The following is a 14,410-nucleotide window of genomic DNA, read 5'->3' as shown; positions in this document are numbered from 1 at the left end:
CCCGATTTGCTTTTTTCTAAGCTGATACTTCAAAGTCAGCCCACTATCCGCCAGATTTACGACGAAAAACAAGGTTTTCTACAAGAAAAGGCCCGAACACAGGGTCGGGCCTTTTGGAGCTGTTGCAGGTGAAGGCAGGTTAACCGCGCAGCACGCCGCCTGTGGCCTTGCCGACTTTCTCGATAATCTTGGCGGAAACCGCCTCAATATCCTTGTCGGTCAGGGTCGCGTCCTTGGGTTGCAGGCGCACGGTGATCGCGACGGATTTCTTGCCCTCGCCCATCTGCGCCTCGGCTTTGGCCCCACTGAACAGATCGAACACGGAAGCGTCGGAAATCAGCGTCTTATCCGCCCCTTTCGCCGCATTGAGCAGGGTCAGAACCTCAACCTTATCGTCCACCACAAAGGCGAAATCCCGATCAACCGCTTGCAGATCCGAAAAGTTCAACGCCGTGCGGGTGGTGGATTTCTTCTTGGGGAACGGTGGCTTGGCGATATGCACCGCAAAGGCCACCGCCGGCCCTTTTACGCCCATCGCGCTTAGCACTTTGGGGTGGATTTCCCCGAACCCTGCCAGCACGTTTTTCGGTCCAAGGGACAGTTTTCCCGAACGTCCCGGATGCCACCAGTTGTTCGCGCCGCGCAGCACCATCAGCTTGTCGGGCGCACCGATAGCAGACAGCACCGCTTCGGCATCGGCCTTCGCATCATAGGTGTCTACGGGGCGGCGGGCCCCGAAAGGATCACGCGGCCCGGTGTGACCGACCAACAGCCCTGTTGCCAGCACTTCCTGTTCTTCCGGCTCACCGCCGTGAAACACCGGACCCACCTCGAACAAAGCCATATCCGCGATGCCGCGGGCCTGATTACGGGCCGCCGCCGCCAGCAGGCCGGGCAACAGTGAGGGCCGCATATGGCTGAGATCCGCGCTGATCGGGTTGCTCAGCATCACCGCATCCGACCCGCCACCAAAGAGTTCAGCGCTCTTCCTGTCGATGAAGGAATAGGTCACGCATTCATTATAGCCAAGCGCCGCCACCGTGCGCCGCGCAAGCGTTTCGCGCTTCTGCATCGGTGTCAGGATCGGCTTTTGCACACCGCTTGGTCGCGACAGAGGTTTCGGCTCCAGCTTGGTCAGCGAGGCAATCCGCGCCACTTCTTCCACCAGATCGGCAGGGCCAAGCACATCGGGACGCCATGTCGGTGGTGTCACCTGATCGCCCTCCACCTTAAAGCCGAGCGCTTTGAGCGTGGCAACTTGGGTTTCTGCCGGAATTTCCATCCCGACCAAGGACTGCACCCGATCCGTGTCGAGCTTGTACTGACGGGACACATCCGGCACAGCGCCAGCCACAACCACTTCAGAGGCGTCCCCGCCGCAGTGATCAAGGATCATTTTAACCGCATGATCCAGCCCGTCCGGTGTGAAGGCAGGATCGACCCCCCGCTCAAACCTGTAGCGGGCATCGGAATTGATCCGCAGTTTCCGACCGGAAACGGCGATTTCTTTCGGCGTCCAATAGGCGCTTTCAATGAACACATTGACCGTATCCTCGGTGCAGCCGGTTTCCGCCCCGCCCATGATACCGGCAATGCTTTCAGGCCCGTTATCGTCAGAGATCACCATCATGCCAGCGTCAAAGGTATATTCCTTATCGTCGAGCGCCATGATCGTTTCGCCGCCCTTGGCACGGTGCACCCGAAGGTTCCCCGCAACCTTATCTGCATCAAACACATGCAGCGGACGGTTCTGGTCCATCGTGAAGAAATTGGTCACATCCACCAGCATGGAAATCGGACGCAGTCCCACTGCTTTCAGCAGGGATTGCAGCCAAGCCGGAGACGGGCCGTTCTTGACGCCTTTGATCAGACGGCCATAAAACACCGGACAGCCCGACAGTGTGTCCTCGTCAATGGATACGGTCATTGGGCTGGCAAAACTGCCCTCAATCTGCGGTGTCGGAACCGGTTTGAGCGTTCCAAGACCCCGCGCCGCGAGATCCCGCGCAATGCCCCGCACGCCCAGTGCATCGGGGCGGTTCGGGGTAATTGCAATTTCGATCACCGGATCAATCTTTTCAGGCTGGTTCGCCGCCAGCCAGTCCACAAACTTCGATCCAACCGCCGGTTCACCCGACAGTTCGATAATCCCGTCATGTTCCTCGGACAGCTCCAGCTCCCGCTCGGAGGCCATCATGCCGAAACTTTCCACGCCGCGAATCTTGCCAACACCGATGGTGGTATCAATCCCCGGCACATACATGCCCGGTTTACACAGAACCACACGGATACCCGCCCGCGCATTCGGCGCACCACAGATGATCTGCTGTATCCCGTCGTCGGTTTCCACCTGACACACCCGCAGTTTGTCCGCATCCGGATGCTTTTCCGCCTCTTTTACATAAGCGACGGTAAAATCCTTCAGCTTGTCCAGCGGGTTTACGACATCTTCAACTTCCAACCCCAGATCGGTCAGCGCGTAAAGGATGTCATCCAAGGATGCATCTGTGTCCAAGTGATGCTTTAGCCAAGACAGTGTGAATTTCATAGCTCTATTGTCCGTTTTTCAGCGCCCCGCCCGAATTGCCCGATGCGGTTCGAAATATATTTTACCAACCGGGCTTAGCGGTTCACGCCAGCATGAATGCTCGGCTGGTCAAGGCAGGAAAACCCGTAGTGGCGCAGCCAGCGCAGATCGCTGTCAAAGAAGGCACGCAGATCGGGAATGCCGTATTTCAGCATCGCCAGACGGTCGATCCCCATCCCAAAGGCAAAGCCCTGCCACTGGTCGGGGTCCACCCCCGCAGAGCGCAGCACATGAGGGTGCACCATGCCGGAACCAAGCACTTCCATCCAGCCGTCCCCTTCGCCAATGCGCAGCTGACCGTCCACCCATGAACACTGGATGTCCACCTCGGCAGAAGGCTCTGTGAACGGGAAATGAGAGGCCCGAAAGCGGGTCTTGATCCCGTCGAGATCAAAGAAAGCCGCGAAGAATTCTTCCAGCACCCATTTGAGGTTCGCCATGGAAATGTCCTTGTCGATCGCCAGACCTTCGATCTGGTGGAACATCGGCGTATGGGTCTGGTCGTAATCCGCACGGTACACACGGCCGGGCGCGATAATGCGACAGGGCACGCCGTGCTTTTCCATGTGGCGGATCTGCACGGGGCTGGTGTGGGTGCGCAACACATGAGGCGGACGCCCGTCGCTTTCATCGCGGTGCATATAGAATGTATCATGCTCCTGACGGGCAGGATGCTCCGGCGCGATGTTCAGCGCATCAAAGTTATACCAGTCGCTTTCGATCTGCGGCCCCTCGGCCACGGAGAACCCAAGATCGGCAAAAATCGCGGTGATTTCTTCGGTCACTTGGGACACCGGATGGATCGTACCTTCGCGGCGCGGACGCCCTGAAAGGGACACATCAATCCACTCCGCCTGCAGCCGCTCGTTCAGGGCCGCATCCTCCAACGCCTCTTTCTTGGCCGCCAGCGCAGAGTTGATCTCGTTCTTCAGCGCATTTAGCGCCGGTCCCGCCACCTGCCGCTCTTCCGGAGTCATCTTGCCCAGTTCGCGCATCTTAAGGGAGACTTCACCCTTCTTGCCCACTGCAGCCAGTCGCAGCTCTTCCAGCGCGGAATCATCCGCCGCCTCTGCTATCCCGCCAAGATATTTCGCCTTAACAGCGTCCAAACCGTCCATCGACCGTATCCTTCAAACATTCGCCGCATGGCTACCATATCGCCGGTTTTTTGCAACCCGACAGGCACCATCCATTTTCTTCAAATATCCCCGCCGGAGGCCCCGAACCGTCCGGCAAAACCTGCCCCAAAAGAAAAAGCCCCACACCAACGGTGCAGGGCTTTTGAACTCTCAAAACCGAATGGCAGCTTAGGCCATTGCACCTTTGGCTTGATCAACAATCGCGTTGAACGCTTCGGGTTCGTGAACGGCCAGATCAGCCAGAACCTTACGGTCAACCTCGATGCCTGCCAGGGACAGACCGTTGATAAATTTGGAGTATGTCAAAGCTTCGTCATGGGCACGAACAGCTGCGTTGATGCGCTGGATCCACAATGCGCGGAAGTTCCGTTTCCGGTTTTTCCGGTCGCGGGTCGCGTATTGGTTCGCCTTATCAACAGCCTGTGTTGCTGTGCGGAACGCTGTGGAACGACGGCCGTAATAGCCTTTTGCCGCTTTGATAACTTTACGATGACGGGCGTGGGACGCTGCGCCCCCTTTTACACGTGACATGGTTCAGATCTCCTTAGCGCGCGTATGGCATGTATGATTTCACGATATTCTCGTCCGCCTTGCACAATGTGGTTGTCCCACGTGCGTTGCGGATGAATTTATTTGAACGCTTGATCATACCATGGCGTTTGCCAGCCTGTGCAGCCAGAACGCGACCTGTGGCCGTCACTTTAAAGCGCTTCTTGGCGCTTGATTTGGTCTTCATCTTGGGCATTTCCGTCTCCAGTCTAGAAGTTGGTCGGACACGCGACTCGGCAGCCCTCCGGCCGGACGCGCAGTAGAAGCTGGCTTTTAGGCGCGGCTTCGCCCCATTGCAAGGGCAAAGATCGTCTGAATACGCAGGTTTTGCCTATTTCCACTCTGCAATCAGCCGGTACACCGCCGCAGGCAGGTCCGAAGGGTTCATCTGCCACCCCGACAGCAGCCAGCCCCAGACCAGCAGCCCCACCCCCATCAAAAAGGCAATAATGCCAAACAGGGGCGACCGCCGCTCTACCATTGCATTGGTTATGCCGACCAAACTTAAAAGAACCAGAACTGTGCCACCAACAAGCTGGTAATCATAAGGCATAGAGGGTCGCTCCTAGTCGTCTTCACTGCCGAAGATAAGCTTCTCCTGCACCGGCGCAACCCGCAAAATATTGGTAGAGCCGGGCTGGTTGAACGGCACACCCGCAGTCACCACGATCTTGTCTGTATCCTTGGCAAAATTATAGTTCCGCGCCGCCCGCGCCGCGCTGACCACCGCCATCTTAAAACGGCCGACTTCGCTGGTCTGGACGCAATGCAACCCCCAGACAAGGGTCAGTTTGCGTGCAGTATTCACCAGTGGGGTCAGCGCGAGAATTGGCACCTGCGGACGTTCCCGCGCGGCCAGAATAGCTGTGGTGCCGGAATGGGTAAAACAGCAAATCGCCTTAATGTCCGTGGTTTCCGCCACCTCGCGGGCCGCCACGGTGATCGCTTCGGCCACAGAAGTACGCGACGCCGTGCGAGAGGCTTCCAGTATCTGACGGAACGTCGGATCGACCTCCACCTCCTCGGCCACATTGCTCATGGTGCGCACGGCTTCCACCGGATAGGCACCGGCCGCAGATTCAGCCGATAACATAACCGCATCGGCCCCTTCATAAATCGCCGCTGCCACATCCGAGACTTCGGCACGGGTCGGCAGAGGCGCTTCGATCATGCTCTCCATCATCTGGGTCGCTACAATCACCGGCTTGCCGGCAGAGCGACAGCGCCGCACAAGTCGTTTCTGGATCGGTGGCACCTGACTGACGGGCAGTTCCACACCCAGATCCCCCCGTGCGACCATGATCCCGTCGCTCACTTCCAGAATGGCTTCAAACGACTTCACCGCCGCCGGTTTCTCAATCTTGGAAATCAACGAGGCCCGCCCCGCTGCCAGTTCCCGTGCTTCCAGCACATCCTCGGGCCGCTGCACAAAGGACAGCGCCAGCCAGTCAACGCCCAGCTCGCACACAAAATCCAGATCGGCCCGGTCTTTTTCGGACAAAGCCGCCAGCGGCAACACCACATCCGGCACGTTCACGCCCTTGCGGTTGGAAATCTGCCCGCCCACAATAACGGTGCAGGTAGCATAATCCGCGCCGCATTCGCTGACTTCCAGACGGATCTTGCCATCATTGACCAACAGGGTGGACCCCACCTCAAGCGCCTCGAAAATCTCTTTATGGGGCAGACAGACACGGTTGGCATCGCCGGGTGTTTCATCCAGATCAAACCGGAAGGAAGCGCCCTCTTCCAGCATCTCGCCATCATCATTGGCAAAGACACCACAGCGCAGCTTGGGGCCCTGCAAATCGGCAAGAATGCCGATGGGGCGGCCCAGATCCCGCTCAATATCGCGGATGGTCTGGTGTTTCTCGCGGATTTCCTCATGGGAGCCGTGGCTCATGTTCAGGCGGAACACATCGGCCCCCGCTTCGAACAAAGCCCGGATCATGTCATAGGTTTCAGACGCAGGGCCCAGAGTGGCCACGATTTTTACGCTTCTCATCCGTCGCATTGTTTTATCCTTTTTCTTTGCGCATCTTCTATAGCAGGTTGTTTGGGGATGTCTGCCCAAAACCTCATGACAAAATCATCGCTCTGCTCTGGCCCTTTGTCCGGCTTGCGCGTATTTCTGACCACATCATTGTAACCGGCTTTCTGTAGATGAAATATTCCCCTTTTGTAACAATTGGTGCAAACCGCCCCGCCAATATCCTTATCCTGTGCGATCACGCCGCCAATACGGTTCCCGCAGACATCAACGGTGGCGATCTGGGACTGCCCCCCGAGGATATGAACCGCCACATCGCCTATGACATCGGCGCGGCCGGCCTGTCCGAACATCTGGGTCTGTTGTTGGACGCCCCCGTAATCTGCTCCAATTTTTCACGTCTGGTGATTGATCCGAACCGGGGCGAGGACGATCCCACCTTGCTGATGCGGCTTTACGATGGCACGTTGATTCCGGCCAACCGCCACGCGGATGCCGCCGAACTGGAACGGCGCATGACCCTGTGCCACCGCCCCTATCACGCAGAAATCGCGCGGTTGATCAAAACGAAAGACCGCCCCGTGCTTATCTCGGTCCACAGCTTTACCCCGCAATTGCGCGGCCGCCCGCCCCGCCCGTGGCAGATCGGCGTCCTGTCCAATGACGACCGCCGCCTGTCCGAGCATCTGCTGGCAGAACTCGCCCGGGACACCGGTGTCACCACCGGTGACAATGTCCCCTATACTGGCTATCTGACAGGGGATACGATGGACCAGCACGCTTTGCAAAACGGCCTGCTCCACACGCTTCTGGAACTGCGGCAGGATCTTATCGCCACGCCGGATGGGCAGGAAAAATGGGCACGCTACCTTGTTCCCCACCTGCAAGCCGCCATATCCCGATCATAACACGCAAAGGACGAAAGCTATGGACGACCAAACCAAAATCGAACTGGAAGCCGCCGCATTCCGCCGCCTGCAACAGCATCTGATGCAGGACCGCACCGATGTGCAGAACATCGACATGATGAACCTCACCGGTTTTTGCCGCAACTGCCTGTCCCGCTGGTATCAGGAAGCCGCCAATGAAAAGGGTATCGAAATGGACAAGGCAGAGGCCCGCGAGACCTTTTACGGCATGCCGTTCGAGGACTGGAAAGACAAATACCAAACCGAAGCCACGGATGCACAAAAAGCCGCCTTCAAAGACAGCCACGGCTGAACCAAAAAAGAACGAGCGCCTGACAGTCAGGCGCTCGTCCAATCGGGGCTTCAATGTTCCCCAAATACTCACAATCCGGCGGTGGCGATCAGATCGCCCGCTTGCGGCTCTCGTCCACATAGATCTCCCGCAGCCGCTTGGACACGGATCCGGGCTTGCCGTCGCCAATCACGGCACCATCCACTTTGACAACCGGCATCACAAAGGTAGAGGCCGAGGAAATAAACGCCTCATCCGCATCGCGGGCCTCATCCGGTGTAAAGTTGCGCTCTTCGATTTCCATCTGTGCTTCGGATGCATATTTCAGCAGCGACGCGCGGGTGATCCCGTGCAGGATGTCATTGGACAGCCCCCGTGTGATGATCTTGTTGCCTTTGACGATATAGGCGTTGTTCGAAGACCCTTCGGTCACAAATCCGTCTTCCACCAGCCACGCATCATCAGCACCAGCCGCCTTCGCCATCATTTTACACATGGACGGGTACAGCAATTGCACGGTCTTGATATCGCGACGGCCCCAGCGGATGTCATCGGCAAAGATCACAGAAATCCCGTTTTCCGCTGCAGGCGTATCCAGCAGCGGTCTGGATTGGGTAAACAGAACCAGCGTCGGCTTGGCATCTTTCGGGAAAACGAAATCCCGATCCGCAGCACCGCGGGTGATTTGCAGATAGACCCCGCCCTGCTCCACATTGTTGCGCTTGACTAACTCGCGGTGAATCTCCAGCAGGTCGTCAAACCCGTCCGGCTTGTCCATGTCCAACTCGGACAAGGACCGCTCCAGCCGCTTCAAGTGGCCTTCAAATTCCAGCAGTTTGCCGTCCAGAACGGACGTCACTTCATAAACACCGTCAGCCATCAGAAAGCCGCGATCAAACACCGAGACTTTGGCCTCTTCTTCCGGCAGATATTCCCCGTTCAGGTAAACAATACGGCTCATGGTCTTTCTATCCCCATAGTGCGGCTGAAGGTGGATAGACCCCAGCCTCGTCAAATTTCAAAGGTTCGTCGCGGTCTTGCGCCAGAAGCAAGGGACCGTCAAGATCAGTTACAGCAGCGCCCTGCGCCACGATTGTCGCCGGCGCCATCGCAAGGGAGGATCCGACCATACAGCCCACCATCACCTTGTAGCCCGCAGCCAGAGACGCCTCGCGCAGGCGCAGTGCTTCGGTCAGGCCACCGGTCTTGTCCAGCTTGATATTCGCCATGTCATATTTCCCCGCCAGATGGGGCAAAGAGCTGCTGTCATGGCAGCTTTCATCAGCGCAAACAGGCAGCACCCGTTGCAGATCCAGCAAGGCATCGTCTTCACCGGCGGGCAGCGGTTGTTCCACCATTTCTACACCAAGGCGCACCAGAACAGGGGCGAGCGTTTTGTAAAGTTCTGGCGTCCAGCCCTCGTTTGCATCCACAATAATGCGGGCATCCTTGGCACCGCGACGCACTGCCTCGATTCGGGCCACGTCTTCTTCGCCGCCGCCCAATTTGGTTTTCAGCAAGGGGCGAAACGCATTCTCTGCCGCCTGTTTTTCCATTTCGTCCGGGGTGGCCAGCGACAGGGTATAGGCGGTGATTTCCGGTTTCGGTGCGGGCAGTCCGGCCAGTTCCCAGACCCGTTTACCGGCGGTTTTTGCCTCCAGATCCCAAAGCGCACAATCCACAGCGTTTCGCGCCGCGCCTGCGGGCAGCAGGTCAATCAGACCCTCGCGGTCAATCGTACCGGAGAGGCTGTTGATCTGGTCGGTCACAGACTCCAGCGTTTCATCGTAGCGGGCATAGGGCACGCACTCCCCCCAGCCCGTTACCCCGTTCTGCGTCACCCGCACTGTCAGCACTTTGGCCTCGGTACGGGAACCCCGCGCGATGGTAAAAACCTGCGCGAGCTTGAAGACATCGGGGGTCACGGTAATTTGCACGGAGTCGTCCTTTCTTCACAGTCCCGAACCGGATTCGGGACTGTTTGGGATAGTCATTGGGATGGTCAGAAGATCAACTCCGGACCACCAAAGTCGGGGTATTATACAGCGTCCAGCGCATCCACCAGACGACCGGCACCATGGCGGAAAGGATCAACCGTTGGCAAGCCCATCTCGGCCTCAACCTGTTTCAGATAGGCGTTGGCTTCGTCCTCGGACATATGCTGTGTGTTAACGGAAATGCCGACAACCTTACAGGCGGGGTTGGCCACCTGTGCCAGCGGTAATGCTGTGTCGCGCAGTTCGGACAGGCTCGGCTGCTGGTATTCCGGCAGACCGCGCATATGGGTGCGGGTCGGTTCGTGACACAGGATCAGCGCATCGGGCTGGCCCCCGTGAACCAGTGCAAGGGTCACGCCCGAATAGGAAACGTGGAACAAGGAACCCTGCCCCTCGATCAGATCCCAGTGATCATCATCATTGTCAGGGGTCAGATATTCCACCGAACCGGCCATGAAATCTGCAATCACAGCATCCAGCGGCACGCCGTCGCCAGTGATCAGGATACCAGTCTGACCGGTGGCACGGAAGGTGGCCTTCATGCCCCGCTCCAGCATTTCCCGCTCCATCGCGATGCCGGTGTACATTTTGCCAACCGAACAGTCGGTCCCGACAGCCAGAATCCGCTTGCCGCTGCGTTTCTTGCCGTTTGCAATCGGGTATTGCACCGAAGGAATCCGCACATCGTGCAGGGTCCGGCCATTAGCCTTCGCCGCCGCCACAAGTTCCGGTTCGTCCCGCAGCAGATTGTGCAGACCGCTGGCAATATCCATGCCTTTGTTCAGCGCCTCTACTAGCACTTCTTTCCATGCGGCAGAGATCACCCCGCCACGGTTCGCCACACCGATCACCAGTGTTTTGCAGCCAGCGGCAACAGCCTCGTCGATGGTCATATCAGGCATGCCCATATCGGCCTTGCAGCCTTCCATGCGGTACTGGCCCAAGGACGCGTCCGGACGCCAATCCTTAATACCTTGTGCGACTTTCGCAGCCAGACCATCGGGCGCGTCGCCCAAAAACAGCAAATACGGTGTCTCAATCATAGCGGTTCCCTTCGAATCTATCAGGCAGTGTTTAACGGCACCTTAATGCGGGCCAAAAGGAATTACTTTGACCATTCCGGCACAGACGTGACGTCTTGCGGGAGATTATTCGAACGATCAAGGAAAACAGCGAAGATAATTCGCACACACAACGAACCCACGCGCAAACCAAGTGGTCTTGCGGATGAAACAGCACAATTCAAAGCGGTAAAGGTTTACGATTCCCCGCGGGGGAGCCAAATGCGAAAGGAAGCACCTTTGTCACTGTTTTCAATCAGTTCCAGCTTGCCGCCATGCCCTGCGACCAATTCTTCGGAAATGGCCAGACCAAGCCCTGTACCGCCCTTTCGCACATTGCCTTCAAACGGTTTAAAAATATTGTCGAGCGCTTTCACCGGCAGGCCCGGCCCCGTATCGCGCACATGGATTTCCCAACCATCCGGTTGCTCCCGACCCTCAATTTCGATCCGGCCACCGGCACCGCTTTCCATCGCCTGACGGGCATTGCGCACCAAATTGCTCACCACACGGTAGATTTGCTCCTCATCCGCGATGACCTGAAGGCCGTTTGCGGGTAAAGCCACGATCTCAACCTTGCCATTCCCCAACGCCAGCGTCTCTGCCTCCACCACATCTTCCAGCAGATGATCCATCGCAAAGGGACGGCGGTTCGGTGCCACCTCCTGCGCCTTGCCATAGGTTAACGTGCTCTCACATAGGTTAACCGCACGGGACAGGCTGTTCAAAAGTTTCGGCGCGATTTTCTGGACCCCGGGATCGTGACTGCTCTCCATCCGGTCAGCCAAAAGCTGTGTTGTGGTCAGAATATTCCGCAGGTCATGGCTGATTTTAGAGACAGCACCGCCAAGTGCTGCGAGCCTTTCTTTCTGACGCAACGACTGGCTTAGCTGGATTTCCATTCCCTGCAGCGCAGTTTCCGCCTCAAACAGCTCGGTCACGGTGGCGTTGGGCTGGATGATGCGGCGGCTGTCCTCCGGCGCATCGCCATAATGTTTGATCTGTCGCACCAACCGCTCCATCGGACGCACCATGAAACGGCGCACCGCAAGGAACAAGAGGCAGGCCGTCACAATGGAAATCACCGCGGAAAGCAGCAGAATCCGCCGCCCGTAATCCCAAAGCGCGGCCCGCAACGGGGCCTCGTGCATGGCGGCTTCGATCAGCAGGCCGGCGCCCTTCACCGGCGCCCCCATAACGCGGATCACCCTGTCCTGCGGCCGCAACATCGTCGCAAAAGCATCGCGGATCAGGGTCAGCGGCGTGGACTCCCGCAGATCGTATGTCTGATCCACCATCGCGTTCATCGGAGAACTCAGGATCAGTTCGCGCATCTGGTTCCGGCGCAGAACGATGTTCAGAACGCCTGCGTTTTCCAGCAATTCCGCCTCCAGATCCGGTTCAACCATATCATTGGCGGTGGCCAGCAAGGACAGAGATGCAATCTGCGAACGCTCCAGCCGCTCTTGCAGATAATCGACGCGAAACCGCGCAACAGAGGGTACAAAAATCAGCACTTCGGCCAGCATGACGAAAATAATCGTCAGCAACAAAAAACGCCCGGAGAGTGACCTTAGAAACATCCTGACCCCTGAACATACGTCTGGAACACAGACCCGCCGTATACGTTACGCACGCCGCCTTTTACCAGATCAAAAACGCTGCACAAAGCGGACAAAGCGTTTCACCCAGATATTGTCAAAAAGCCTCGGCGTGAAATAGGCCCCGGCCGCCCGTTTGTTCACCTCCCCCAACGTCGGATACGGCGAAACCATCGCGGCCACAGCGCCCATCTTAAGCTTGTTGGCGATGGCAAGCGCCCAGGTCTGGATCAATTCCCCCGCCTGCGCCCCTGCAATTGACGCCCCTACGGGGCGGCCTTTCACAACCATGACTTTCACAAGTCCGCGGGTTTTCAGCTCTGCCCGTGCGCGGTCATTTTCACCGTAGTCGAACCGGACCACTTGCAGCTTGTCACCATGCGCTTTGCTGGCCTGCGCCTCGGTCAACCCCACCTGCGCCAGCTCAGGGTCGGTATACGTAGCCCAAGGGATGTGATCGGTTTTAGCCTTGGACGGAAGGCCGAACAGGGCCGAGCGTATGACCACCCCCGCATGGTAATTGGCCACATGGGTAAATTGCAGACCGCCCGCCACATCACCTATTGCATAGATGCGTTTGTTCGTCGTCTTCAGGCTGGCATCCACCTTGAGTCCACCCTTGGCCGGCTCCACTCCGGCGGTTTTCAGATCTAGCCGGTCCAAATTCGGTTGGCGTCCCACAGCGATCAAAAGATGAGAGCCTTTGAACTGCCTTCCATCTCCGGTTTCTACCGTTATCGTCCCGACCGCACCGCTAATCTTTTCGGCTTGGGCTCCTTCGATCACCTCAACACCTTCAGCGCGAATATTTTCCAGCACAATTGCGGCAAGTTCGGGATCATCCTTGCCAAGCGCCTTATCTCCTTCGATCACCGTCACCGCGCAGCCGAGTCTTCGGTGCGCCTGCGCCAGTTCCATTCCAATCGGACCACCGCCGATTATGATCAGATGCTCCGGCCGGTCGCGCAGATCGAAGATCGTCTCATTGGTGAAATAAGGCACATCCTTTAGGCCGGGGATCGGTGGGACCAGCGGCGCAGAGCCGGTGGCGATAACAAAGCGCCGCGCTTTTATGATCGTGTCTCCTGCTCGCAACTCTGTCTCGGATACGAAACGCCCGTACTCTTTTATTACGGTAACGCCCAAACGCTCAAACCGCTCCACACTATCATGAGGCTCAATTCCCGCGATCACACGATCCACATGATCCTTGGCGGCGGCAAAATCCACCTTCGGCGCAGCAACAGTCACACCAAACGGACCGCCCGTTCCAAATGCATGCGCATGCTTGCCCGCCGCGATCAGCGCCTTGGACGGAACACAGCCGTAATTCAGGCAATCGCCGCCCATCTTGTGCCCTTCCACCAGCACAACATCCGCGCCCATCTGCACAGCGCCTGCCGCCACCGACAAACCGCCGGAACCGCCGCCAATGACGCATATATCTGTTTTTATCCGGGTCTCCGTTCCTGCATCCTGTGCCATCACGCTATATCCTTCTTCTTAACAAATCGTTTAAGCACGATTGGCAGGGCGGCCAGTGCGCAAAGCCCCAAAATAGGCCCGAGGATATGCGGCGCAAAAATGATCCCCAAATCAGGCGTTTCCCCTCTCTCAAACACTGCACCTAGTCCGGAACCCACCGAAGTATAGACCACGGACCCCGGCATAATCCCGAAAAACGTCGTTATCGCAAAGTTTCGCAGCCCGACCCCGAGAAAGGCCGGCGCCAGATTTGCCAGAAAAAACGGAATCACCGGCACAAATCGCATCAGCAACAGGTAACTGATCTCGTTTTCGCGCAGCCCTGCCTCCATCCGGTTGACCAGCCCGGGCCGATCCTGCAAACGCGCATGCAGCGCATCTCCCAACCCCGTCTTGGCTGCCAGAAAAATCGCAACCGCGCCAAGTGTTGCGCCGATGACACAGAACAGAGCCCCCGGAAAGATTCCAAACAGAAAGCCCCCCGCCAGCGTCATCACCGCCGCACCGGGCAGGGAAAAGGCCACAACCGCCACGTAAGCCCCGATAAAACCGAGCGCAGCGAGCAGATAGTGCCCGTCCCGCCATGCCAGTAAAGTCTCACGGTGTTCCCGCAGCGTATCAAAGCTGAGCACGTCGCGCAGGGTGAAAAACCCCACCAGCGCCACAAGCGCAATTCCGATAAGCGGCCAGATCCGCCCTGCGGTAACGGTTTTTTCACTCATTTGTCGTAGACATCCCGAATAAAGACACAGGGGCAAAAGCGCCCTCTCCACTCTATGTGCTGCACTGCGCCGCCCAAAG

14 protein-coding genes are annotated in these 14,410 nt (G+C 57.7%); 2 read left to right on the top strand and 12 right to left on the bottom strand.

Features of this window, described 5'->3' with window-relative positions; translation table 11 throughout:
- Positions 1-139 precede the first annotated feature (139 nt).
- The 6 genes from pheT to pyk form a co-directional block, all read right to left on the bottom strand.
- Positions 140-2,548 carry a phenylalanine--tRNA ligase subunit beta gene (pheT, locus tag BFV97_RS02630; protein WP_069298746.1) on the bottom strand — a complete coding sequence of 803 codons (2,409 nt, stop codon included), beginning with the start codon at positions 2,546-2,548 and terminating at the stop codon, positions 140-142.
- A gap of 74 nt (positions 2,549-2,622) precedes the next feature.
- A complete protein-coding gene (gene pheS / locus BFV97_RS02625) occupies positions 2,623-3,696 on the bottom strand; it encodes a phenylalanine--tRNA ligase subunit alpha (protein WP_069299047.1) in 1,074 nt (357 codons plus the stop codon).
- Between the two features lie 198 nt (positions 3,697-3,894).
- A complete protein-coding gene (gene rplT / locus BFV97_RS02620; protein WP_069298745.1) occupies positions 3,895-4,257 on the bottom strand; it encodes a 50S ribosomal protein L20 in 363 nt (120 codons plus the stop codon).
- A 13-nt stretch (positions 4,258-4,270) separates the two neighbouring features.
- Positions 4,271-4,471, bottom strand: a complete 201-nt coding sequence (gene rpmI / locus BFV97_RS02615; protein ID WP_069298744.1) for a 50S ribosomal protein L35 — start codon at positions 4,469-4,471, stop codon at positions 4,271-4,273.
- Positions 4,472-4,606: 135 nt separating this feature from the next.
- The gene (locus BFV97_RS02610) at positions 4,607-4,828 is read right to left on the bottom strand and encodes a hypothetical protein (protein WP_069298743.1); all 222 of its coding nucleotides are present in this window, start codon (positions 4,826-4,828) and stop codon (positions 4,607-4,609) included.
- A gap of 12 nt (positions 4,829-4,840) precedes the next feature.
- Entirely contained in the window at positions 4,841-6,289 is a 1,449-nt protein-coding gene (gene pyk, locus BFV97_RS02605) for a pyruvate kinase (RefSeq protein ID WP_069298742.1), read from the bottom strand.
- Positions 6,290-6,438: 149 nt separating this feature from the next.
- Between pyk and BFV97_RS02600 the strand changes: the two genes are divergently transcribed.
- Together BFV97_RS02600 and BFV97_RS02595 are read left to right on the top strand one after the other, a co-directional pair.
- Positions 6,439-7,173, top strand: a complete 735-nt coding sequence (locus tag BFV97_RS02600; protein ID WP_069298741.1) for an N-formylglutamate amidohydrolase — start codon at positions 6,439-6,441, stop codon at positions 7,171-7,173.
- Positions 7,174-7,192: 19 nt separating this feature from the next.
- On the top strand, positions 7,193-7,486 hold the full coding sequence (locus BFV97_RS02595) for a DUF1244 domain-containing protein (protein WP_069298740.1): 294 nt from the start codon (positions 7,193-7,195) through the stop codon (positions 7,484-7,486).
- Positions 7,487-7,574: 88 nt separating this feature from the next.
- On the opposite strand, the gene BFV97_RS02590 is transcribed toward BFV97_RS02595, so the two are convergent.
- The 6 genes from BFV97_RS02590 to BFV97_RS02565 form a co-directional block, all read right to left on the bottom strand.
- The gene (locus BFV97_RS02590) at positions 7,575-8,426 is read right to left on the bottom strand and encodes a D-amino-acid transaminase (protein ID WP_069298739.1); all 852 of its coding nucleotides are present in this window, start codon (positions 8,424-8,426) and stop codon (positions 7,575-7,577) included.
- Positions 8,427-8,433: 7 nt separating this feature from the next.
- On the bottom strand, positions 8,434-9,402 hold the full coding sequence (gene dgcA, locus BFV97_RS02585; RefSeq protein WP_069298738.1) for an N-acetyl-D-Glu racemase DgcA: 969 nt from the start codon (positions 9,400-9,402) through the stop codon (positions 8,434-8,436).
- A 101-nt stretch (positions 9,403-9,503) separates the two neighbouring features.
- On the bottom strand, positions 9,504-10,505 hold the full coding sequence (gene dgcN / locus BFV97_RS02580) for an N-acetyltransferase DgcN (RefSeq protein ID WP_069298737.1): 1,002 nt from the start codon (positions 10,503-10,505) through the stop codon (positions 9,504-9,506).
- Between the two features lie 215 nt (positions 10,506-10,720).
- Positions 10,721-12,073: a sensor histidine kinase gene (locus BFV97_RS02575; protein WP_342672138.1), complete on the bottom strand. Its 1,353-nt coding sequence runs from the start codon at positions 12,071-12,073 to the stop codon at positions 10,721-10,723.
- Positions 12,074-12,175: 102 nt separating this feature from the next.
- The gene (locus BFV97_RS02570) at positions 12,176-13,609 is read right to left on the bottom strand and encodes a dihydrolipoyl dehydrogenase family protein (protein WP_069298735.1); all 1,434 of its coding nucleotides are present in this window, start codon (positions 13,607-13,609) and stop codon (positions 12,176-12,178) included.
- Positions 13,609-14,331, bottom strand: coding sequence for a TVP38/TMEM64 family protein (locus BFV97_RS02565; RefSeq protein ID WP_069298734.1), 723 nt, complete (start codon positions 14,329-14,331; stop codon positions 13,609-13,611). Before BFV97_RS02565 ends, BFV97_RS02570 begins: the two co-directional genes overlap by 1 nt.
- Between the last annotated feature and the right edge of the window lie 79 nt (positions 14,332-14,410).

Source organism: Neptunicoccus sediminis (genome assembly GCF_001719615.1).
In the GTDB taxonomy this organism is placed as follows: domain Bacteria; phylum Pseudomonadota; class Alphaproteobacteria; order Rhodobacterales; family Rhodobacteraceae; genus Amylibacter; species Amylibacter sediminis.
Note: the sequence above shows the minus strand (reverse complement) of the source record. Positions and strands in the feature narration are given on the sequence as shown.